This is a genomic window from Amaricoccus solimangrovi (assembly GCF_006385685.1).
Lineage (GTDB): Bacteria > Pseudomonadota > Alphaproteobacteria > Rhodobacterales > Rhodobacteraceae > Amaricoccus > Amaricoccus solimangrovi.
Map to the genome: position 1 here is coordinate 174,848 of NZ_VFRP01000001.1, position 21,859 is coordinate 196,706.

Annotated in this window: 20 protein-coding genes; 19 read left to right on the top strand and 1 reads right to left on the bottom strand. The window is 70.9% G+C overall.

Annotated features, from left to right (window positions below):
* The first annotated feature begins 121 nt into the window (after positions 1–121).
* The 14 genes from FJM51_RS00790 (at position 122) to cysG (ending at position 18,875) form a co-directional block, all read left to right on the top strand.
* On the top strand, positions 122–1,645 hold the full coding sequence (locus tag FJM51_RS00790) for an ABC transporter ATP-binding protein (RefSeq protein ID WP_140452198.1): 1,524 nt from the start codon (positions 122–124) through the stop codon (positions 1,643–1,645).
* The gene (locus FJM51_RS00795) at positions 1,629–2,720 is read left to right on the top strand and encodes an ABC transporter permease (protein ID WP_140452199.1); all 1,092 of its coding nucleotides are present in this window, start codon (positions 1,629–1,631) and stop codon (positions 2,718–2,720) included. The genes FJM51_RS00790 and FJM51_RS00795 overlap by 17 nt, the downstream gene beginning before the upstream one ends.
* A complete protein-coding gene (locus tag FJM51_RS00800) occupies positions 2,717–3,649 on the top strand; it encodes an ABC transporter permease (RefSeq protein WP_438502745.1) in 933 nt (310 codons plus the stop codon). Before FJM51_RS00795 ends, FJM51_RS00800 begins: the two co-directional genes overlap by 4 nt.
* A gap of 37 nt (positions 3,650–3,686) precedes the next feature.
* Positions 3,687–4,775, top strand: a complete 1,089-nt coding sequence (locus FJM51_RS00805) for a BMP family ABC transporter substrate-binding protein (RefSeq protein ID WP_140452201.1) — start codon at positions 3,687–3,689, stop codon at positions 4,773–4,775.
* Between the two features lie 115 nt (positions 4,776–4,890).
* Positions 4,891–5,475, top strand: a complete 585-nt coding sequence (locus tag FJM51_RS00810; protein ID WP_140452202.1) for an ANTAR domain-containing response regulator — start codon at positions 4,891–4,893, stop codon at positions 5,473–5,475.
* The gene (locus FJM51_RS00815; protein ID WP_140452203.1) at positions 5,472–6,632 is read left to right on the top strand and encodes a CmpA/NrtA family ABC transporter substrate-binding protein; all 1,161 of its coding nucleotides are present in this window, start codon (positions 5,472–5,474) and stop codon (positions 6,630–6,632) included. Before FJM51_RS00810 ends, FJM51_RS00815 begins: the two co-directional genes overlap by 4 nt.
* 320 nt (positions 6,633–6,952) lie before the next feature.
* On the top strand, positions 6,953–8,314 hold the full coding sequence (locus tag FJM51_RS00820; protein ID WP_140452204.1) for a CmpA/NrtA family ABC transporter substrate-binding protein: 1,362 nt from the start codon (positions 6,953–6,955) through the stop codon (positions 8,312–8,314).
* A 12-nt stretch (positions 8,315–8,326) separates the two neighbouring features.
* Positions 8,327–9,391, top strand: a complete 1,065-nt coding sequence (locus tag FJM51_RS00825) for an ABC transporter permease (RefSeq protein ID WP_140452205.1) — start codon at positions 8,327–8,329, stop codon at positions 9,389–9,391.
* Positions 9,392–9,396: 5 nt separating this feature from the next.
* The gene (locus FJM51_RS00830) at positions 9,397–11,046 is read left to right on the top strand and encodes an ABC transporter ATP-binding protein (RefSeq protein WP_140452206.1); all 1,650 of its coding nucleotides are present in this window, start codon (positions 9,397–9,399) and stop codon (positions 11,044–11,046) included.
* On the top strand, positions 11,046–11,993 hold the full coding sequence (locus FJM51_RS00835) for a GAF domain-containing protein (protein WP_233712919.1): 948 nt from the start codon (positions 11,046–11,048) through the stop codon (positions 11,991–11,993). Before FJM51_RS00830 ends, FJM51_RS00835 begins: the two co-directional genes overlap by 1 nt.
* A gap of 18 nt (positions 11,994–12,011) precedes the next feature.
* Positions 12,012–14,456 carry a nitrite reductase large subunit NirB gene (gene nirB / locus FJM51_RS00840; RefSeq protein WP_140452208.1) on the top strand — a complete coding sequence of 815 codons (2,445 nt, stop codon included), beginning with the start codon at positions 12,012–12,014 and terminating at the stop codon, positions 14,454–14,456.
* A 78-nt stretch (positions 14,457–14,534) separates the two neighbouring features.
* Entirely contained in the window at positions 14,535–14,861 is a 327-nt protein-coding gene (nirD, locus tag FJM51_RS00845) for a nitrite reductase small subunit NirD (protein WP_140452516.1), read from the top strand.
* A 5-nt stretch (positions 14,862–14,866) separates the two neighbouring features.
* Positions 14,867–17,476, top strand: a complete 2,610-nt coding sequence (locus FJM51_RS00850) for a nitrate reductase (RefSeq protein ID WP_140452209.1) — start codon at positions 14,867–14,869, stop codon at positions 17,474–17,476.
* Between the two features lie 25 nt (positions 17,477–17,501).
* Positions 17,502–18,875, top strand: coding sequence for a siroheme synthase CysG (gene cysG, locus FJM51_RS00855; protein WP_140452210.1), 1,374 nt, complete (start codon positions 17,502–17,504; stop codon positions 18,873–18,875).
* 561 nt (positions 18,876–19,436) lie between these two features.
* Here the strand turns inward: cysG and FJM51_RS00860 are convergent.
* Positions 19,437–19,847 carry a cupin domain-containing protein gene (locus FJM51_RS00860; protein WP_140452211.1) on the bottom strand — a complete coding sequence of 137 codons (411 nt, stop codon included), beginning with the start codon at positions 19,845–19,847 and terminating at the stop codon, positions 19,437–19,439.
* Positions 19,848–20,014: 167 nt separating this feature from the next.
* Here FJM51_RS00860 and FJM51_RS00865 point away from each other — a divergent pair, with 167 nt between their 5' ends.
* From FJM51_RS00865 to FJM51_RS00885, 5 genes are all read left to right on the top strand, one after another.
* Entirely contained in the window at positions 20,015–20,257 is a 243-nt protein-coding gene (locus FJM51_RS00865; RefSeq protein WP_140452212.1) for a hypothetical protein, read from the top strand.
* On the top strand, positions 20,254–20,463 hold the full coding sequence (locus FJM51_RS00870; RefSeq protein ID WP_140452213.1) for a hypervirulence associated TUDOR domain-containing protein: 210 nt from the start codon (positions 20,254–20,256) through the stop codon (positions 20,461–20,463). The genes FJM51_RS00865 and FJM51_RS00870 overlap by 4 nt, the downstream gene beginning before the upstream one ends.
* Positions 20,464–20,491: 28 nt before the next feature.
* Positions 20,492–20,734, top strand: a complete 243-nt coding sequence (locus FJM51_RS00875; RefSeq protein ID WP_140452214.1) for a DUF6868 family protein — start codon at positions 20,492–20,494, stop codon at positions 20,732–20,734.
* Between the two features lie 84 nt (positions 20,735–20,818).
* Positions 20,819–21,250: a thioredoxin TrxC gene (trxC, locus tag FJM51_RS00880; RefSeq protein WP_140452215.1), complete on the top strand. Its 432-nt coding sequence runs from the start codon at positions 20,819–20,821 to the stop codon at positions 21,248–21,250.
* A gap of 127 nt (positions 21,251–21,377) precedes the next feature.
* Entirely contained in the window at positions 21,378–21,764 is a 387-nt protein-coding gene (locus FJM51_RS00885) for a hypothetical protein (RefSeq protein ID WP_140452216.1), read from the top strand.
* Positions 21,765–21,859 lie beyond the last annotated feature (95 nt).

Here is a 21,859-nt window from a genome sequence, read left to right on the forward strand (position 1 = left end):
GTTGCGTGTCGCGCTTGCGTCGCCGCCGGTTTCCATGCCTGTTACCGAGGCGAACCAGAAGGAGCCCCGCCGCGATGCCGTTTCGCGCCGCGACCTGCAAGACCTCCGGGACCCCGCCCGCATGACGCCGCTGATCGAGATCGACGGGCTGTCGAAATCCTATCCGGGCGTCAGGGCGAACGAGGATGTCCGCTTCTCGATCGCCCCCGGCGAGGTCCACGCGCTTCTCGGTGAGAACGGGGCGGGGAAGTCGACGCTCGTCAAGATGATATACGGCCTCGTGCGGCCCGACGCCGGGACGATGCGGCTCCGGGGCGAGCCCTACGCGCCGCCGAGGCCCTCGGTCGCGCGCGAACGGGGCGTGGCGATGGTGTTCCAGCACTTCTCGCTCTTCGACGCGCTCGACGTGGCGGAGAATGTCGCGCTCGGGATGGAGAACCCGCCGCCGATGCGCGCGCTGGCGAAGCGGATCCGCGAGGTGAGCGAGGAATACGGCCTGCCGCTCGATCCCGCCCGGCTGGTCGGCGACCTCTCGGCGGGCGAGCGGCAGCGGGTCGAGATCGTGCGCTGCCTGCTGCAGGATCCGAAGCTCCTGATCATGGACGAGCCGACCAGCGTGCTGACGCCGCAGGAGGTCGAGATCCTGTTCCGCACGCTGCGCCAGCTTTCCGCCGAGGGGACGGCGATCCTCTACATCAGCCACAAGCTCGAGGAGATCCGCGCGCTCTGCGACGGCGCGACGATCCTGCGCCGGGGCAGGGTGGTCGGAAGCTGCGCGCCGAGGGAGAAGACGGCGCGCGAGCTCGCGGAGATGATGGTCGGCCAGACGCTGACGCCGCCCGCGCGGGCGGAACGGGCGCGGGGGCCGATCGCGCTCGAGGCGGCGATGCTCGACCTCGACTCGCCCAACCCGTTCGGCGTCGGGCTGCGCGGGGTGAGCTTCCAGGTGCGCCAGGGCGAGATCCTCGGCGTCGCCGGGGTCGCGGGCAACGGGCAGGACGAGCTGCTGCTGGCGCTCTCGGGCGAGATCCGCTCGCCGACCGACGCGGTGCGGATCGACGGGCATGGCGTCGGCCATCTCGGCCCGGTGGCGCGGCGGCGGCTCGGCCTCGTCGCCGCGCCGGAGGAGCGGCTCGGCCACGCGGCGGCGCCGGACATGAGCCTGACGGAGAACGCGCTGCTCTCGGGCGGGCCGCGCCGGGGTCTCGTCGCGCGCGGGCTGATCGACTGGGCGAAGACGAGGATCTTCGCCCGCGAAATCGTCGAGCAATACGATGTGCGCACCCCGGGGATCGAGGTCGCCGCGCGCTCCCTCTCGGGCGGCAATCTGCAGAAATTCGTGATCGGGCGGGAGCTGTCGCAGGACCCCTCGGTCGTCGTGGTGAACCAGCCGACCTGGGGCGTCGACGCGGCGGCGGCCGCGGCGATCCGGCAGGCGCTGCTCGACCGCGCGGCGGCGGGGGCGGCGGTCGTGGTGATCAGCCAGGATCTCGACGAACTGCTCGAGGTCGCGGATCTCTTCGCCGCGCTGAACGGCGGGCGGATGACGAAGCCGCGCCCGACCCAGGGCCTCACGGTGGACGAGATCGGACTGATGATGGGCGGCGCGCACGGGATGGAGGAGGCGCATGCTCATCACGCTTGAGAAACGGCCCACGCCCTCGCGCGGCTGGGCGATCGCGACGCCGGTCCTCGCGGTGATCCTCACGATGATCGCCGGGGGCGTCATGTTCGCGCTCCTTGGCAAGAACCCGGTCGAGGCGATCCGGACGATCTTCTGGGATCCGCTCTTCAACCCCGACGTCGCGAGCTATTCGCGGCCGCAGCTGCTCGTGAAGGCGGCGCCGCTCATCCTGATCGCGACCGGGCTCTCGCTCGGCTTCCGCGCCGGGATCTGGAACATCGGCGCCGAGGGGCAGTACATCATGGGCGCGATCTGCGGCGCCGCGGCCGGGCTCGCGCTCTATCCGCTGGAGGCGCGCTGGATCGTCTTTCCGCTGATGATCCTCGCGGGCGCGCTGGGCGGCCTGCTCTGGGCGATGATCCCGGCGATCCTGAGGACGCGGTTCCGCACGAACGAGATCCTCGTCTCGCTGCTCCTCGTCTATGTCGCCCAGGCGCTCATGGCCTCGATGGCGCTCGGCGCGCTGCGCAACCCGGAGGGCGGCGGCTTTCCGGGCTCGCGCAACCTCTCGCAGTGGCCGGCGGCGGCGAACGGGGAGCTCGTCGCGAACACCGGACTCCACTGGGGCGTGATCGCGGCGATCCTCGCCGTCATCGCGGCGGAGTTCCTGCTGCGCCGGCACATCCTCGGCTTCGACATCCGCCTGACCGGGCTCGCGCCGCGCGCCGCGCGCTTCGCGGGCGTCAATCCGGACCGGCTGATCCTGCTCTGCATGGGAATCTCGGGCGCGCTCGCGGGGCTCGCCGGGCTCTTCGAGGTGGCGGGGCCGGCGGGGCAGATCTCGATCGATTTCGCCTCCGGCTACGGCTTCACCGCGATCATCGTCGCCTTCCTCGGCCGGCTCTCGCCGGTCGGCATCCTGCTCGCGGGGCTCCTGATGGCGCTCACCTATATCGGGGGCGAACTCGCGCAGTTCATGCTGAGCCTGCCCTCCGCGGCGATCCAGGCCTTCCAGGGGATGCTGCTCTTCTTCCTGCTCGCGGTCGACGTGCTCTCGAACTACCGGATCCGGCTTGCGACGAAGGGGGCCGCCTGATGCTCGGAGGAATCAATCTCGCGACGCTCATCGCCTCGCTCATGGTCGCGGCGGTGCCGATCCTGATGGCCGCGACCGGCGAACTGGTCGCGGAGAAGGCCGGGGTGCTCAACCTCGGCGTCGAGGGGATGATGATCATCGGCGCGGTCTGCGGCCTCGTCGCCGCCGTGCACAGCGGCAGCCCGGCGCTCGGCTTCCTCGCCGCGGCGGCGGCCGGGGCGGCGCTCTCGCTCGTCTTCGCGCTGCTCACCCAGGTCTTTCTCGCCAACCAGGTCGCAACGGGGCTGGCGCTGACGCTCTTCGGGCTCGGCCTCTCGTCGCTGATCGGCCAGGGCTATGTCGGGGTCAAGCCGCCGCCGACCGGGCGGCTCGAGATCCCGGGCCTTTCCGACATGCCGGTGCTGGGGCCGATCCTCTTCCATCACGACGTCTGGGTCTACCTCTCGATCGCGATGGTGGCCGTCGTCGCGGCGGTGCTGCGCCGCACCCGCGCCGGGCTGATCCTGCGCGCGGTGGGCGAGAACCACGACGCGGCCCACGCGCTCGGCTACAAGGTGACGCGGGTGCGGCTGCTCGCGATCCTCTTCGGCGGCGCGATGGCGGGTCTTGGCGGCGCCTATGTGAGCCTCGTGCGCGTGCCGCAATGGACCGACGGGATCACCGCCGGCGCGGGCTGGATCGCGCTCGCCATCGTCGTCTTCGCGAGCTGGAAGCCCTGGCGCGTGCTGATCGGCGCCTATCTCTTCGGCGGCATCTCGGTGCTGCAGTTGAACCTGCAGGCGGCGGGCGCGCGCATCCCGGTCGAGTATCTCGCGATGTCGCCCTATGTCGTGACGATCCTCGTGCTCGTCCTCATCTCCGCCGAGCGGGGCGGCCGGGGCGGCAACGCGCCCGCCGCGCTCGGCCGCAACTTCCACGCCGCGCGCTGACGGGCCGCGGCATCCGGTGAACCATGGAGTCCATCACATGAAACGCAGAACCCTTCTCGCGGGCGCCGCGCTCGGCCTCGGCCTCGGCCTGTCGCTCGGGAGCGCGGCCTTCGCCCTCGACAAGGTGAAGGCCTGCTTCATCTACGTCGGGCCGATCGGCGACGGCGGCTGGAGCTTCCAGCACGACCAAGGCCGGCTCGCGCTCGAGAAGGAGCTCGGTGACAAGGTCGAGACGGTCTATCAGGAGAGCGTCCCGGAGGGCGCGGATTCCGAGCGGGTGATGACGCAGATGGCGCTGTCCGGATGCAACATCGTCTTCGCGACCTCCTTTGGCTACATGGACGCGGTCAACAACGTCGCGAAGAAATTCCCGAAGGTGATGTTCGAGCACGCGACCGGCTACAAGCGCGACAGCCCGAACGTCTCGACCTATGACGCGCGCTTCTACGAGGGCCGCGCGGTGATGGGCACGATCGGCGGGCTGATGACCAAGTCGAACAAGATCGGCTACATCGGCTCCTTCCCGATTCCGGAGGTGATCCAGGGGATCAATTCGAGCTATCTCGCGGCGAAGAAGGTGAACCCGGAGGTCACGATGTCGGTGGTCTGGGCCTATACCTGGTTCGATCCGGCGAAGGAGGCGGACGCCGCCAAGGCGCTGATCGAGCAGGGCGTCGACGTGATCCTGCAGCACACCGACTCGACCGCGCCGCTCGCGGAGGCGGCGAAGACGCCGGGCGTGATCGGCTTCGGTCAGGCCTCCGACATGGCGGAGTACAAGCCGAGCCCCCGGGTCTCGGCCATCATCGACAACTGGGGTCCGTACTACATCAAGCGCGTGGGCGAACTGCTCGACGGCACCTACGCGCAGGGCGCGACCTGGGCCGGGATCGGCGACGGCGAGGTGAAGATCGGCGAGATCACCGAGGCGGTGCCGCCGGAGGTGAAGGCCAAGGCCGAGGAGGTGCGCGACGCGATCGCGGCCGGCACGCTGCATCCCTTCACCGGACCGATCAACAAGCAGGATGGCACGCCCTGGCTCGCGGACGGCGAGACGCCGGATGATGCCACGCTCGCCGGGATGAACTTCTACGTCGAGGGGATCGAGGGGGTGATCCCGCAGTGACGGGCGCCCCGGCCCGGTTCCGGCCGGGCCGCCGCCTTCCACCCGCGGGCCGTCCGCGCGACCTGGGCGCGCCCTCCCTTGCGGAGGGCCGCGGCCGCGGTGCAACATCGGGGACATGACCGAGAAGCTCAGCATCGCCGTCGTCGAGCAGGATCACGAGCGCGCGCTCATGATCATCGACGGGCTGCGCGACGCGGGCGATTACGAGATCAGCGTGATCGGCGACGTGACGGGACTCGCCCGGCGGCTCGCGGCGCTCGCGCCCGATGTCGTGCTGATCGACCTCGAAAGCCCCGACCGCGACGTGGTGGACGCGCTGACCCTCGCCTCGGCGCCGGGGGACCGGCCGGTGGCGATGTTCGTCGACCGGTCCGACAGCGGCGTCATGCGCGCCGCGATCGAGGCCGGGGTCAGCGCCTATGTCGTCGCGGGATTGAGCCGCGAGCGGATCAAGCCGGTGCTGGAGGCCGCGATCGCGCGGTTCCACGTCGTGGCAAGGCTCCGGACCGAACTCGCCGCGACCAAGGCCGCGCTCGAGGAGCGCAAGACCGTCGACCGGGCCAAGGGCATGCTGATGAAGGCCAAGGGCATCGGCGAGGAGGAGGCCTACGCGCTGCTGCGCAAGACCGCGATGGCGCAGGGGCGCAAGGTCGTGGAGGTGGCGCGGGCGCTCATCACGGCGGCGGATCTGCTCAAATGAGCCGGGCGGTCAACTGCGGCTTCGTGCCGCTCGTCGACGCGGCGCCGCTCGTCATCGCGGCCGAGATCGGCTTCGCCGCCGAGGAGGGGCTGAGCCTCGCGCTGCACCGCGAGGTCTCCTGGGCGACGCTGCGCGACAAGCTGATCTGGGGCGGCTACGACGCGGCGCACATGCTGGCGCCGGTCATCGTCGCGCAGAGCGGCGGCGTCGGCGTCGGGGACGAGCCGCTCGACGCGCTGATGATGCTCTCGGTCAATGGCCAGGTGATCGGCGTCGGCCCCGATCTCGCGGCGGGAATGCGCGCCCGCGCGCCGGGCTTTCTCGACGCGCGGGCGACCGGCGCGGCGCTGCTCGCCGCCTCCGAGGGGCGGCGGCTTCGCGTCGGCGTGCCGTTTCCCTTCTCGACCCACGCGCTCCTGATGGCGCGCTGGTTCGAGGGGCTCGGCGCGGGGCGGGTCGAGCTTGCCACCGTGCCGCCGCCCCGGATGGCGCGGGCGATGGCGGCGGGGGAGGTGGACGCCTTCTGCGTCGGCGAGCCCTGGGGCAGCGTCGCGGTCGAGCAGGGGACGGCGGAACTGATCCTGCCCGGGGCCGCGATCTGGCAGTTCGCGCCCGAGAAGGCGCTCGCGATGCCGCGCGCGGCGGTCGAGGCGGAGCCGGAGATCGCCGCGGCGCTGATGCGCGCGGTCTGGCGCGCGGCGCGCTGGCTGGGCGATCCGGCCAATCTGATGACGGCGGCCGAACTGCTCGGGCGGCCCGCCTGTCTCGACCTTTCGCCCGAGATCATCGAACGCGCGCTGCGCGGCCGGCTGGTGATCGACCGGGACGGGGCCGAGGCGCCGGTGCCGCGCCTTGTCGAGTTCTTCGACGCCGCCGCGACCTTTCCGTGGCGGAGCCAGGGGCTGCTGATCGCCGACTGGCTGGCGCGGCTCACCGGCGCGGACCGCGCGCGGCTGCGCGCCGCCGCGCGCGCCGCGTTCCGCACCGATCTCTACCGCGCCGTCCTGGGCCCGATCGGCGCCGACCTGCCCGGCGCCTCGGAGAAGCTCGAAGGCGCGATGGCGGTGCCCACGGCGGTCGCCTCCACGCTCGGCGGGCTGGTGCTCGGGCCGGACCGCTTCTTCGACGGAACGGTGTTCGATCCGTCGGACGCGTGAATCGCGCGCGAAGGGCGGGGGTTCGCGCGCAAATTCTGGTCAGTCGCGCCGCGGAACTGCCTCACGTGTGAGCAGACGCGCATAAACGCGGCCTCCGGAGCTTTTCCGGGATTGCGCGGCGGAAACGATTCGGACTAACCAGGAATCACAGGCGGCCCAACGAGGGGCCTGCCTTCAGAGATACCGCCCCGACGCGGGGGCACAGGCAAAGCCGCCTGATCCGTGCGAAGCAACGCGCAGGATCGGCGGCTTTTTTCGTTTCTGCCCAGCCCTCGGAGTCCGGCAAGGCCCGGATCCCGATCCAGCCATACGGGACAGCCATGCGCCATATCCTCCCGGGCACAGCCCTTGTGCTCATCACCGCCCTCGCCGCGCGCGCCGAGCCGCTGCCGGTCGAGAAGGACGAACTCACGCTCGGTTTCATCAAGCTCACCGACATGGCGCCGCTCGCCATCGCCTACGAGAAGCATTTCTTCGAGGACGAGGGGCTCTACGTGCGTCTGGAGGCCCAGGCGAACTGGAAGGTGCTGCTGAACCGCGTCATCTCGGGCGAGCTCGACGGCGCGCAGATGCTCGCGGGCCAGCCGCTCGCCGCGACCGTGGGCTACGGCACCAAGGCCCATATCGTGACGCCGTTCTCGATGGACCTGAACGGCAACGCGATCACGGTCTCGAACGCCGTCTGGGACCTGATGGCGCCGGAGATCCCGGCCGGCCCCGACGGCAAGCCCGCGCATCCGATCTCGGCCGCGGCGCTCGCCCCGGCGATCCAGGCGGCGCACGAGGCCGGCAATCCGTTCAACATGGGCATGGTCTTTCCGGTCTCGACCCACAATTACGAGATCCGCTACTGGCTCGCCGCGGGCGGGCTGAACCCGGGCTTCTACGGCAAGGGCGATGCGAAGGGGCAGATCGGGGCCGAGGTGCTGCTCTCGGTCACGCCGCCGCCGCAGATGCCGGCGACGCTCGAGGCGGGCACGATCGCGGGCTATTCGGTGGGCGAGCCGTGGAACCAGGCGGCGGTGTTCAAGCGCATCGGCCGGCCGGTGATCACCGACGAGGAGATCTTCGAGGACAATCCCGAGAAGGTCTTCGGGCTGACGGCGGAATTCACCGAGAGATATCCCAACACCACGCTCGCGCTCACCAAGGCGCTGATCCGCGCGGTCGAATGGCTCGACGCCGACAATGGCGCCAACCGCGCCGAGGCGGCGGAGATCCTGTCGCATTCCGCCTATGTCGGCGCCGACGAGGAGGTGATCGCCAATTCGATGACCGGCACCTTCGCCTTCGGCGCGGATGACGTGCGCCCGGCGCCGGACTTCAACATCTTCTTCCGCGACCACGCGAGTTATCCCTACTATTCCGACGCGGTCTGGACGCTGACGCAGATGCGCCGCTGGGGGCAGATCCCCGAGGCGAAGCCCGACGCCTGGTACGACGAGACCGCGAAGGCGGTCTACAAGCCCGCGATCTACGAAGAGGCGGCGCGGCTGCTGATCGGGGAGGGCCGGGCGCGGGCCGAGGACTTTCCCTTCGGCACCGACGGCTACAAGCCGCCGAGCGCGGCCTTCATAGACCATGTCGAATACGACGGCCGCCTTCCCAACGACTACCTCGCGAAATTCCCGATCGGGCTCAAGGGCGGGCAGACCGTCACCAGCGCCGGCGTGCAGGGCTGATGGAGATCTGACATGACCCTCGTTCTCGACACCACCGAAGCCGATCACCGCCGCGCCCGGCGCGTGGCGCGGGCGGCCAGGATCGCCGGCGTGCTGGAGACGCTCGGCCTCGGCTTCCTCGCCCCGCTCGTGAAGGCGCTCGCCGGCGACGATCCGGCCGGCAACCTCAGGAGCTTCGCCCGCCTGCTCGGCATCCCGCTGATCGCGATCGCGCTCTTCCTTCTCGCCTGGGGCCAGCTCGCGCCCCGGGTGCAGACCTCGCTCGGCGCGCTGCCGGGGCCGGGGGCGGTCTGGGAGCAGGCGGTCGCGCTGCACGGCGACTACCTGATCGACCAGCAGAAGCGCGCCGAGTTCCACGCCCGCGAGGCCGCGCGCAACGCGGAGCTCGCGGCGGCGGGCAAGCCGGTCAAGACCCACGCCTATACCGGCGCGCCGACCTTCTACGCGCAGATCTGGACCTCGATCCGGACCGTGCTCTTCGGCTTCGCGATCGCCACGCTCTTCGCGGTGCCGGTCGGCATCCTCTGCGGCCTCTCGCCCACGGTGAACCTCGGGCTGACGCCGCTCATCCAGATCTTCAAGCCGGTCTCGCCGCTCGCCTGGCTGCCGATCGTCACGATGGTGGTCTCCGCGCTCTACCACACGACGAGCGGCGGGCTGCCGAAGAGCTTCCTCGTCTCCGCGATCACGGTGACGCTCTGCTCGCTCTGGCCGACGCTCATCAACACCGGGGTCGGCGTCGCCTCGATCGACAAGGATCTGCTGAACGTCAGCCGCGTGCTCCGTCTCTCGACCTGGACCAAGATCACCAAGCTCGTGCTGCCCTCGGCGCTGCCGCTCATCTTCACCGGGCTCAGGCTCTCGCTCGGCGTTGGCTGGATGGTGCTGATCGCCGCGGAAATGCTCGCGCAGAACCCCGGTCTCGGCAAGTTCGTCTGGGACGAGTTCCAGAACGGCAGTTCGAACAGCCTGGCGCGGATCATGGTCGCGGTGCTGACGATCGGCATCATCGGCTTCCTGCTCGACCGGATCATGTTCGCGATCCAGTCGGCGGTCTCCACCTCGACCCGGCGGTGAGCGCGATGGCGATCCTCGAATTCCGCGGCGTTTCCAAGGGCCACGGGGGAACCCCGGTCCTCAGGGACATCTCCCTCTCGGTCGAAAAGGGCCAGTTCGTCGCGATCCTCGGCTTCTCGGGAACCGGCAAGACCACGCTCATGAACCTCGTCGCCGGCCTCACGGCCCCCGACGCCGGCGAGGTGCGCTTCAAGGGCGCGCCCGTGACCGAACCCGCCCCCGAGCGCGCGCTCGTGTTCCAGTCCTACGCGCTGATGCCCTGGCTCTCGGTCGCCGACAACATCGGCCTCGCCGTCGACGCGGTGCACAAGGGCAGGCCGAAGGCCGAGCGCCGCGCCCTCGTCGACCGCTACATCGCGATGGTGGGCCTCGCCCACGCCCGCGACCGCAAGCCATCCGAGCTTTCGGGCGGCATGCGCCAGCGCGTCTCGGTCGCCCGCGCGCTCGCGATGGAGCCGGAGATGCTGCTGATGGACGAGCCGCTCTCGGCGCTCGACGCGCTGACGCGGGCCAATCTCGCCGACGAGATCGAGCGGATCTGGGAGGCGGAGCGGCGCACGGTCGTGATGATCACCAACGACGTGGACGAGGCGCTGATCCTCGCCGACCGCGTGCTGGTGCTGAACCCCGACGGCACGCTCGGCCCGGACGTGACGGTGACGCTGCCCCGGCCGCGCGACCGGATGGCGCTGAATGACAACCCGGTGTTCAAGGCGATGCGGGCCGAGATCACGCAGTATCTGATGGACGTGGGCATCGCCGCGAAGGCGCCCGCGGTCCGCCAGCTTCCCGTCGTCACCCCCCGGCACGCGCTCCCCGCGGCCTATGCCCAGGCGGCGAAGGGCGTGGCGGACGAGCGCTATCTCCAGTTCTCCCAGCTCTACAAGACCTATGCGACGCCGAAAGGGCCGCTCACCGTCGTGAAGGACTACAACCTCACGATGAAGAAGGGCGAGTTCGTCTCGGTCATCGGCCATTCGGGCTGCGGCAAGTCGACCGTGCTGACGATGGCCGCCGGGCTCAACGCGATCTCCTCCGGCGCGATCATCCTCGACGGCACCCACGTCCAGGGCGCCGATCCCGAGCGCGCGGTGGTGTTCCAGAGCCCGAACCTGATGCCCTGGCTGACCGCGCGGGAGAATGTCGCGATCGGCGCCGACCGGGTCTATCCGAAGGCGAGCCGCGCCGAGCGGCAGGAGGTGGTGGAATACTATCTCGAGAAGGTCGGCCTCGGCGATGCGATGAACCGGCTCGCCTCGGACATGTCGAACGGGATGCGCCAGCGCGTCGGCATCGCCCGCGCCTTCGCGCTCTCGCCGAAGCTCCTGCTGCTCGACGAGCCCTTCGGGATGCTCGACAGCCTGACCCGCTGGGAACTCCAGGAAGTGCTGATGGAGGTCTGGAGCCAGACCCGCGTCACCGCGATCTGCGTCACCCACGACGTCGACGAGGCGATCCTGCTCTCCGACCGCGTCGTGATGATGACGAACGGGCCGGAGGCGACGATCGGGCGGATCGTCGAGGTCGACCTCGCCCGGCCCCGCACCCGCAAGGCGCTGGTCGAGCATCCCGACTACTACCGCTACCGCGCCTCGGTGCTCGGCTTCCTCGAGGAATACGAGCATGGCGCCCATTCGAAGAAGGAGGTGGCGTGATGGCCCCGCTCGATGCCCGCGTCACGGGGGCGTTCCTCCAGGCGGCGGAGGTCTGGATCCCGGATCCGGCCGGCGAATATCTGGTCCGGGCCGAGGGCGCCTATGGCCCGCACGAGAGCTTCGGCGGCGTCAGCGGCGAGCATGGCTTCGCCCGGGGCGAGGGGCTGCCGGGCCGGGCCTGGGCCGAGGCGCGCCCCTTCGTGCTGACCGATCTCTCCGACCCGCGCTTCTTCCGCGCCGAGGCGGCGCGCTCGGCCGGGCTCGGCGCGGCGGCGGCGCTGCCGGTCTTCTCGGACGGCGCGCTCAAGGGCGTGCTGGTGCTCTTCTGCGGCGCCGATCCCGGCCATGCCGGGGCGCTCGAACTCTGGCACGCCGGGGATGCCCCGGACGCGGTGATGCGGCTCGAGGGTGGCTATTACGGCGCGGACGACACCTTCCGCGAGGTTTCGGAGCGGACCACCTTCGCCCGCGGCAAGGGCCTGCCGGGCGGGGTCTGGGGCGCGCGCGCGCCGATGCTGATGCGTGACCTGAGCGCCGCGCGCGGCTTCCTGCGCGCGGAGAGCGCGGCGAAGGCCGGGCTTACCACCGGCCTCGGCATCCCGGTATTCACGCCCGGGAAGGACGCCTGGGCGGTGACGCTCCTCTCCGCCGCCCGCTCGCCTGTGGCGCGCCGGTTCGAGATCTGGGACGTCACCGCCGGGCGCGGCGGCCAGAAGGCGGTCGCGACGCTCGTTGACGGGCTCTGCGACACCGAGGGCGCGCTCTGGACGCGCGAGCGGCGGATCGAGCCCTGGCAGGGTCCGGTCGGCCGCGCGCTCGCCACCGCCGCGCCGGTCGTCGAGGCCAATCCCGCCACCGCGCCGGCCGGTGTCCGCTACGAGGGCATGGTCGCGCTTCCGATCCATCCGCAGGGCGAGGTGGCGCGCGTCGTCGCCTGGTTCTTCTGACATCCGAGGGAAACTGACATGACGGAGAAACTCGTCGTCATCGGTGCCGGCATGGCCTCGGGCCGCGCGCTGGAGCACCTGTTCGAGACCGATCCCGGCGCCTACGAGGTGACGCTGTTCAATGGCGAGCCGAGGGGCAACTACAACCGCCTGATGCTCTCCCCCGTGCTCTCGGGCGAGAAGAGCTACGAGGAGATCGTCACCCATGACGATGCCTGGTACGCGGAGAACCGGGTCACGACCCGCTTCGGCGAGGCGGTGACGAAGATCGACCGCGAGCGCAAGGTCGTCGTCTCGAAGGGCGGCGAGACGCCCTATGACAAGCTCCTGATCGCGACCGGTTCCTATCCGTTCATCCTGCCGCTGCCGGGCAAGGATCTCGACGGGGTGATCGCCTTCCGCGACATCGACGACGTGGGCAGGATGCTCGGCGCCGCGGAACTGCCGGAGGCGAAGGCGGTGGTGATCGGCGGCGGCCTCCTCGGCCTCGAGGCCGCGGCCGGACTCCGGCTGCGCGGCATGGAGGTCACGGTCCTGCACGTGATGGGCCATCTGATGGAGCGCCAGCTCGACCCCTCCGCCGGCTATCTGCTGGCGAAGGATCTGGAGCGCCGCGGCATCCGCGTGCATTGCAAGGCGCAGACCAAGGCGATCCTCGGCCAGAACCGCGTCGAGGGCGTGCTGCTCGAGGACGGGACCGTCTACGAGGCCGACATCGTCGTGATGGCGGTCGGCATCCGCCCCGAGACCCGGCTCGCCCGCGACGCCGGGATCGAGATCGAGCGCGGCATCACCGTGGACGACGCGATGCGCACCTCCGATCCGGATATCCTCGCGATCGGCGAATGCGTCGAGCACCGGGGCATGCTCTACGGGCTGGTCGCGCCGCTCTACGATCAGGCGAAGGTGGTGGCCCGGACGCTGCTCGCGGACGAGGCGGTCTTCCTGCCGGTCGAGCTCTCGACCAAGCTCAAGGTCACCGGCTGCGACCTCTTCTCCGCCGGCGATTTCTCGGAAGGCCCCGACCGCGAGGAGATCGTGTTCCGCGACGCGGCCCGCGGCGTCTACAAGCGGCTGGTCCTGAAGGACAACACGATCATCGGCGCGGTCATGTACGGCGATACCGCCGACGGTTCGTGGTTCCTCTCGAAGATCAAGGCGAAGGAGGACATCGCCGCCGAGCGCGACACGCTGATCTTCGGTCCCGCCTACGCCGGGGGGGCCGCGCTGGACCCTATGGCGGCCGTTGCAGCCTTGCCGGATGAGGCGGAGATCTGCGGTTGCAACGGCGTCTGCAAGGGCAAGATCGTCCAGGCCATCACCGGAAGCGGCCTCTCCACGCTCGAGGAGGTGCGCTCGGCCACCAAGGCGAGTTCCTCCTGCGGCCAGTGCACCGGCCTCGTCGAGCAGGTGCTGGCCTCCACGCTCGGCGACGGCTTCCAGCTTCCGACCGCGAAGCCGGTCTGCAAGTGCACCGACTTCACCCATGAGGACGTGCGCCGGCTGATCAAGGCGGGCGAGCTGAAGTCGATGCCCGCCGTCTGGCAGGAACTCGGCTGGAAGACCTCCTGCGGCTGCCACGTCTGCCGGCCGGCGCTGAACTTCTACCTGCTCGCGGACTGGCCCGACGACTACGTGGACGACGCGCAGTCGCGCTTCATCAACGAGCGCGCGCATGCCAACATCCAGAAGGACGGCACCTTCTCGGTCATGCCCCGGATGTGGGGCGGCGTCACCACGGCGGCGGAACTGCGCGCCATCGCCGACGCGGCCGACAAGTTCGACGTGCCGATGGTGAAGGTCACCGGCGGCCAGCGCATCGACCTGCTCGGCGTGAAGAAGGAGGACCTGCCCGAGATGTGGGCGGATCTCAACGCCGCCGGCATGGTCTCGGGCCACGCCTATACCAAGGGGCTCCGCACGGTGAAGACCTGCGTCGGCACCGATTTCTGCCGCTTCGGCACGCAGGATTCGACCGGGCTCGGCATCCGGCTCGAAAAGCGGCTCTGGGGCTCCTGGACGCCGCACAAGGTGAAGATGGCGGTCTCCGGCTGCCCGCGGAACTGCGCCGAGGCGACCTGCAAGGACGTGGGCATCGTCTGCACCGACGCCGGGTTCAACATCGGCGTCGGCGGCGCGGCGGGTCTCGACCTGAAGCAGACCGAGGTCATCCATACCGCGCGGACCGAGGAGGAGGCGATGGATGTCACGGTCGCCTTCGTCCAGCTCTACCGCGAGAACGCGAAATATCTCGATCGGCCCTACCGCTGGATCGAGAAGGTCGGGCTCGACTGGGTGAAGAGCCTCGTGGTGGACGACCTGCAGAGCCGCATGGCGCTGGTCGCGCGGTTCGACCACAGCCAGTCGATCTACCAGAAGGATCCCTGGGCGGAACGTGTCGAGGGCGAGAAGCGGCGCGAATTCGAGCCGCTGGCGGATCTGAGGCTCAAGGCGGCGGAGTGAGGCGGGGGGGGCGGACAGATGTCCGCCCTACGCCATCCCGCGCGAGGGACAAACGGAGAGACCATAGCCATGAACGCGATGACCGACGACTGGCTCGACATCGGCGCCCTGACCGACATTCCCGCCCGCGGCGGCCGGGTGGTGAAGACCCCGCGCGGCTGCCTCGCCGTGTTCCGCGCCGCGGACGACACCGTCTTCGCCCTCGACGACCGCTGCCCGCACAAGGGCGGGCCGCTCTCGGACGGGATCGTGCACGGGCACAACGTCACCTGCCCGCTGCACAGCCTTGTGATCTCGCTCGAGACCGGCGCGGCGGCGAACCCCGAGGAGGGGCGGGTCCGGACCCATCAGGTGCGCGTCGCGGAGGGCCGCGTCCTGCTCGATCCCGCGGCGCTCCGGAGCTGAGGCCGATGAGCGGCGCCCCCATCCGCACGACCTGCCCCTATTGCGGTGTCGGCTGCGGCGTGCTCGCCACGCCCGACGGCGCGGGCGGCGTCGCGATCGCAGGCGATCCGGAGCATCCGGCCAATTTCGGCCGGCTCTGCTCCAAGGGCTCCGCGCTCGGCCAGACCGTCGGGCTCGACGGGCGGCTGCTCGCGCCCCGGATCGACGGGGCGGAGGCGGGCTGGGACACGGCGCTCGACCTGATCGCCACGCGCATCGGGGCGGCGATCGAGACGCGGGGGCCGGAAAGCGTCGCGATCTACGGCTCGGGCCAGATGCTGACCGAGGATTACTACGTCGCGAACAAGCTGATGAAAGGCTTCATCGGCGCGGCGAACATCGACACGAATTCGCGGCTCTGCATGGCCTCCTCGGTCGCGGGGCACCGCCGCGCCTTCGGGAGCGACACCGTGCCCGGCACCTACGAGGACCTCGAGGAGGCCGATCTCGTCGTCCTCGTCGGCTCGAACCTCGCCTGGTGCCACCCGGTGCTCTACCAGCGCCTCGCCGCCGCCAAGGCCGCGCGGCCCGCGCTCCGCGTCGTCACGGTCGATCCGCGCCGCACGGCCACGACCGATCTCGCGGACCTTCACCTTCCGCTCCGCGCCGATACCGACGTGGCGCTCTTCAACGCGCTGCTCGCGGAGATCGCCCGGCGCGGCGCGGTCGACGCCGATTACCTCGCCGCGCATGTCGCGGGGTTCGACGCCGCGCTCGACGCCGCCCGCGCGACCGACGCGGCCGTGACCGGGCTCGCGGCGGAGGACCTCGCGGCCTTCCTCGACCTCTGGATCGGCACCGAGCGCGTGGTGACCGTCTACAGCCAGGGCGTGAACCAGTCCGCCGCCGGCACCGACAAGGTCAATGCGATCATCAACTGCCACCTCGCGACCGGCCGGATCGGCCGTCCGGGCATGGGGCCGTTCTCCGTCACCGGCCAGCCGAACGCGATGGGCGGGCGCGAGGTCGGCGGGCTCTCGAACATGCTCGCCGCGCATCTCGATCTGGAGAACCCGACGCACCGCTTCCTCGTCGGCCAGTTCTGGAACGCGCCGCGGCTCGCTGCGACGCCGGGGCTGAAGGCCGTCGATCTCTTCCGCGCCTGCGGCCGGGGCGAGATCGAGGTGCTCTGGATCATCGGCACCAACCCCGTCGTCTCGCTGCCGGAGGCCGACGCGGTCGCGGAGGCGATGGGCCGCGTGCCGCTCGTCATCGTCTCCGACATGTTCGCGACCACCGATACCGCGCGGCGCGCCCATGTGCTGCTGCCCGCGCTCGGCTGGGGCGAGAAATCGGGCACCGTCACCAATTCCGAGCGCCGCGTCTCGCGCCAGCGGCCTTTCCTGCCCGCGCCGGGAGAGGCGAGGCCCGACTGGTGGGCGCTCGCCGAGGTGGGCCGCAGGCTCGGCCATGCCGAGGCCTTCGCCTACGAGAGCCCGGCCGAGATCTTCCGCGAATACGCCGCGCTCTCCGCGCTCGCCGCGGCCGAGGGGCGTGATTTCGACATCTCCGCGCTCGTCGAGGCCGATTACGACGCGATGCCGCCCGCGCAATGGCCGGTGGGCGGACCGGCCCGGTTCTTCGCCGGGGGCGGGTTCTTCACCCCCGACCGCAAGGGCCGGATGATCGCGGTCGCCCAGGCCGCCCCGGAGGCGCGCGCGCCGCGTTTCCCCTTCACGCTCAACACCGGCCGCGTGCGCGACCAGTGGCACACGATGACCCGGACCGGGCGCTCCTCCCGGCTCGGCCAGCACATCTCCGAACCCTTCGCCGAGATCAATCCGGAGGATGCCGGGGCGCTCGGGATCGGTGCCGCCGATCTCGTCGAGGTGACGAGCCCGCACGGCACCGCCCTCCTGCGCGCGCTCGTCACCGACCGGGTGCTTCCGGGCGATGTCTTCGTACCCATGCACTGGTCGGGCGAATTCGCCGCCCGCGCGCGGGTCGACGCGCTGGTTCCGGCGGTGGTCGATCCGCATTCCGGCCAGCCCGCCTCGAAGATGGGCCGCGTCGCGCTCCGCCGCCACGCCGCCGCCTGGTACGGTTTCGCCGTGTCACGGGCCCGGCCGGAGGCTGCGACCGACTACTGGGCGCTCGCGCCGACGCCGTTCGGCTGGCGGGCCGAACTCGCGGACGCGGCGGCGCCGGACGACTGGGCCGCCTTCGCCCGCGCGCTCTTCGCCGCGCCCGAGGCCGAGGTGGTGATCTCGGAAGACCGCGCCCGGGGGACGGCCCGCGTCGCGCTGGTCGGGGAGGGCGGGGTGATCGCCGCGCTCTTCGCCGCGCGGGAGCCTGTCGAGGTCGCGCGCGCGCACATCGTCTCCGCCTTCGGGACCGAGGATCCGCCGCGCCTGCTCGCCGGCCGTCCCGGCGCGGCGCAGGAGGACCGGGGTGCCATCGTCTGCGCCTGTTTCGACGTCGGCGTGAACACGATCACCGCCTCCATCGCACGGGGCGAGGCGACGAGCGTCGAGACGATCGGCGCGCTGCTCCGGGCCGGCTCGAACTGCGGCTCCTGCCGCCCCGAACTGAAGTCGCTGCTCGCCACCCATGCGCCGCGCGTCGCGGCGGAATAGACCGCCTACCCGAAGGAGATCCGTGATGAAGACCTTCCCGATGTTCCTGAAGATGGCCGGCCGCCGGGTGGTGATCCTCGGCGGCGGCGAGGAGGCGGCGCGGAAGGCGCGGCTGATGCTCAAGACCGAGGCCGAGATCGTGCTCTGCGCGCCGGCGCTCGAGCCCGAACTCGCGGCGCTCGTCGCGCGCGGCCGCGCCACCCATGTGACGAAGCCGACGCCCGATCTCTTCGCGGGAGCGGCGCTCGCCTTCGTCGCGACCGGCGCGCCGGAGGAGGACGCGCGCCTCGCGGGGGTCTGCCGCGAAGCCGGCGTGGTGACGAACGTCGTCGACGCGCCCGAGCTTTGCGACGCCTTCACGCCCTCGATCGTCGACCGCGACCCGCTCGTGGTCGCGATCGGCACCGAGGGCGCGGCGCCGGTGCTGGCGCGGCAGGTCAAGACCGCGGTCGAGACCATGCTCGAGCCCCGGCTCGGCGATCTCGTGGCCCTTGCCGGGCGGCTCCGCGACGAGGTGGCGGCGCGGGTCGCACCGGCGAAACGCCGCGCCTTCTGGGCCTGGGCCTTCCAGGGCGGGCCGCGGCGCGCACATGCGCGGGGCGCCGAGGACGAGGCGGCGCGGCTCCTGAAATCCGCGATTGCCCGGGGCGGCGCGGGCGAGACCGGCGGTTTCGTCAGCCTCGTCGGCGCGGGGCCGGGCTCGCGCGATCTCATCACGCTGCGCGGCGTCCAGCGGCTGCAGGAGGCGGATGTGATCTTCTACGACCGGCTGGTCGATCCCGACCTGCTCGAACTCGCCCGCCGCGACGCGGAGCGCGTCTATGTCGGCAAGGCGCCGGGCGCGCATTCCTGGCCGCAGGACCGGATCAACGGGGTGATCACCGCCGCCGCCCGCGCCGGCAAGCGCGTGGTCCGGCTCAAATGCGGCGATCCCGGCGTCTTTGCCCGGGGCGCGGAGGAAGGCGCGGCCTGCGAGGCGGCGGGGATCGCCTGGGAGATCGTGCCCGGCGTCACGGCGGCCTCGGCGGCGGCGGCGGAACTCGGCGGCTTTCTGACCGAGCGCGGGCTCTACGACAGCCTCGTGCTGACGACGGGCGTGGTCCGCCCCGGCGATCCCGCGCCCGACTGGGGCGGGCTCGCCCGGCCCGGCACCACGCTCGCGCTCTACATGAGCGTCGGCGCCGCGGGGGCGATCCGCGACGCGCTGATCGGCGCCGGCGCGCCGGAGGGGAGCGCGGTCGAGATCGTGAGCGGGGCGGGAACGGCGGAGGCGCGGATCTGGCGGACATCGCTCGGCGGGCTCGCCGAGACGGTCGCGGCGGAGCGGGTGGAGAACCCGGCGATCATGCTGGTCCGCCTGCCGAAGGCCGCCGTCGTCGCGGCGCGCGCGGCGGCCTGAGCGGCCGGTCTCAGAAGACGTGCAGCAGGTAGAGGATGATGATGATCGGGATCGGAATGCCGATCAGCCAGGCCAGGACGCCTTTCATGCGATGATCTCCCCATGGGCCCGGACCTGCGCGTCCGGGCCTGCCAAGTCCTTGTGTTGCTTCGTGCTTTCAGAACGCGGATCGGCCCGCCGGGTTCCGGAGGGGCGCCGCCGCGGCCAGTCGCTCGCGCCCTCGTCTCGTCAAGGTGACCGGCGTGTGCGTTGCTCCGCCGCCACAGTCCGCCTAGTTCCTGGGTAGTACGACCATTGCCCCTCTGAGCCGGAAGGGTGAGTCGGGCGTAGCATGATCTCGCCGCCGCCGGGAAAGGACGGGGCGGCCCGAGGGGTGGATGTGGAGTGACCGCGATGGAACGCGCGAAGACGGGTGAGACGAACAAGGAGGCGGAGCCTCCGTCCAAGGGCGCCCCCGCGCCGGCGAAGCCGGACGGGTGGCGATTCAGCGACTGGGCAGCGATCTGAGGGGCCCCGGGACCCCGCGCGCCCGGTGGGGTGGCACCCCGGGCGCGCGGCGCCTCATTCCGGTGCCAGCGCCTCGAGTTCCGGCAGCAGCACGACGCTTTCCTGCTCGTTCGGATCGGTCCGGGCGATGACCGCGACCGCGGGCTCCGGTCCCCGGTTCATCGGCAGATGCGGCATCCCGGCGGGGATGTAGAGCATTTCTCCCGCCTTCACGATCATGTGCCGCTCCAGCCGCGGCCCGTAATACATCTCCGACACGCCCGAGAGCATGTAGATCGCCGTCTCGTGGCGCGCGTGCAGATGCGCCTTCGCCCGGCCGCCGGGCGGGATCGTCAGCAGATGCATGCAGATCCCCGTCGCCCCCGCGCTCTCGGCGGTGATGCCCGAGGCATAGTCGAACCCCTGCTTGCCGTGGTAGCTCTCCGCCCCCGGCCGGAACAGGCGGCAGTCCGGTTCATCCGTCATCAAGGGCCTCCCGTCGCTCACGGGGCGCAGCATACGCCAGGGCGGCGCGCGGCGCGAGCGGCCAGACCGGAGGGAACCGGGGGCGGTGTCGGCGGTTCGATCCTGAGAGGAGAGCGGCGCGCGGGGACGCGACGCGTCGCTCCGCACCGAGAGCAAGGAGAAGAGCCATGGCGAATGCGAGCCGCAAGCAGCACGGCGAAGGTGTGCAGGGCAAGGGAGACGGCACGGGCGCGATGAGCGACATTCCCGCCGACCTGCCGGAGAACATGGTGCTCTCGAACCGCGACAAGAAACAGCACAGCGACGCGCGCGGGCTCGACAGCAAGCATGTCGAGACCGAGCAGCGCCACGACCACGCCGCGAACCGGCAGCCGGAACTCGAGAAGGAGAGCCGGCGGGATCGGGAATGACGAAGGAGCCGAAGGTCGGCGAAAGGGTCGCCTGGAACACGAGCCAGGGCGAGACCCGGGGCACGGTCGAGAAGAAGCAGACCAGCCGGACCCGGATCAAGGGCCATGACGTCGTGGCTTCGGAGGAGGATCCCCGCTACATTGTCCGAAGCGAAAGATCGGGCGAGAAGGCCGCGCACAGGCCGGAGGCGCTGAGAAAGGCCTGAGCGCGCGGGACGGGGAGCGGGACGGAGCATGACGCTCGCGCAGGTGACCGCCGTTTTCGGATGGATGACGGTGATCAACCTCGCCGTCTACGCCTTCGCGGCCGCCTGCGTGATCCTCGGCGGCGACCGCCTCGCCGCGTTCCAGTCCCGCCTCATGGGCGTACCGCCCTCGGACTGGCCGCGGCTCTACGTCGATTATCTCGGCCGCTACAAGATCGCGATCATGGTGTTCAACCTCGCCCCCTGGCTGGCGCTCCGGATCGTCGGTTAGGCGAGGGACGATTTTGGCCGCCGGGAGGCTTCCGGCCGCGCCGCGGGCCGCCTATCTGAGGGCGGAACAGGCGGAGGGCGGGCGATGACGAAACTGACGTGCCTCGAATGCGGACAGGTGAACCGGGTGCCCGACGCGCGGCTCGGCGCCGGTCCGAAATGCGGAACCTGCGGCACGCCGCTTCTCGACGGCAAGGCGCGGGCGATCGATCCCGCGATCCTCGACAAGGCCACGCGCAACGACGACCTGCCGCTCGTCGTCGATTTCTGGGCCTCCTGGTGCGGGCCCTGCCGGATGATGGCGCCGGAATTCGCGAAGGCCGCCGCCACGCTCCGCGCGAGCGCGCGCTTCGCCAAGCTCGATACCGAGGCGCATCCGGCGGTCTCGGCCCGCTTCGGCATCCGGGGCATCCCGCTCCTGATCGCCTTCCGGGGCGGGAGGGAGGCGGGGCGCCAGGCGGGCGCGCAGCCCGCTTCGGGGATCGAATCCTTCGTGCGCGGGGTGGCCGGGGCGTGACGCCGCGCCCCCGGTGGGTGGATCGGGCGATCCTTCGCTGTTATCGTGAAGGTCCGGGCGGCGGTGACGGCTGGCGTTTTCAGGCCCCGCGCCGCCTTGACCCGAGGGTTAAGAGGGGGAGTCTGACATGGCCGGATTTGCGCGGAAAACGGTTGGCGCGGCGCTGCTGCTCGCCTCGCTGGCGGGCGGCGCCCTGGCGCGGGACGCCAGTTGGCCGATGAGCCCGGACCAGGTCCTGCTCGACAATTCCTCCGACCGCGAACTGGTCTATTCGGTCCGCGCGCCCGGCGGCGGCTGGGCGGATTTCCGGATCGGCGCCGGGAAATCGGTGATCGTCAGCTGCCGCGGCTGCTACTCGGCCATCTTCAACTTCTCGATCAAGTCCGAGACCAAGACGATGAATTACGACTTCGTCGGCGGCCGCCACTACCGCATCTTCTGGAACACCTCCGCCGACGCCTGGGACGTCGGCCGCGTTCTCGAATACTGGGATACCGGCAGCTTCTTCGAATAAGGGGGCAGGTGGATCGGGGCGCGGCGCCACTGGGGCTTCGGAGTCTGGGGGGAGATTCATCAACGCCGCCGACGCCGCGCGCCATGTTGCCTTAT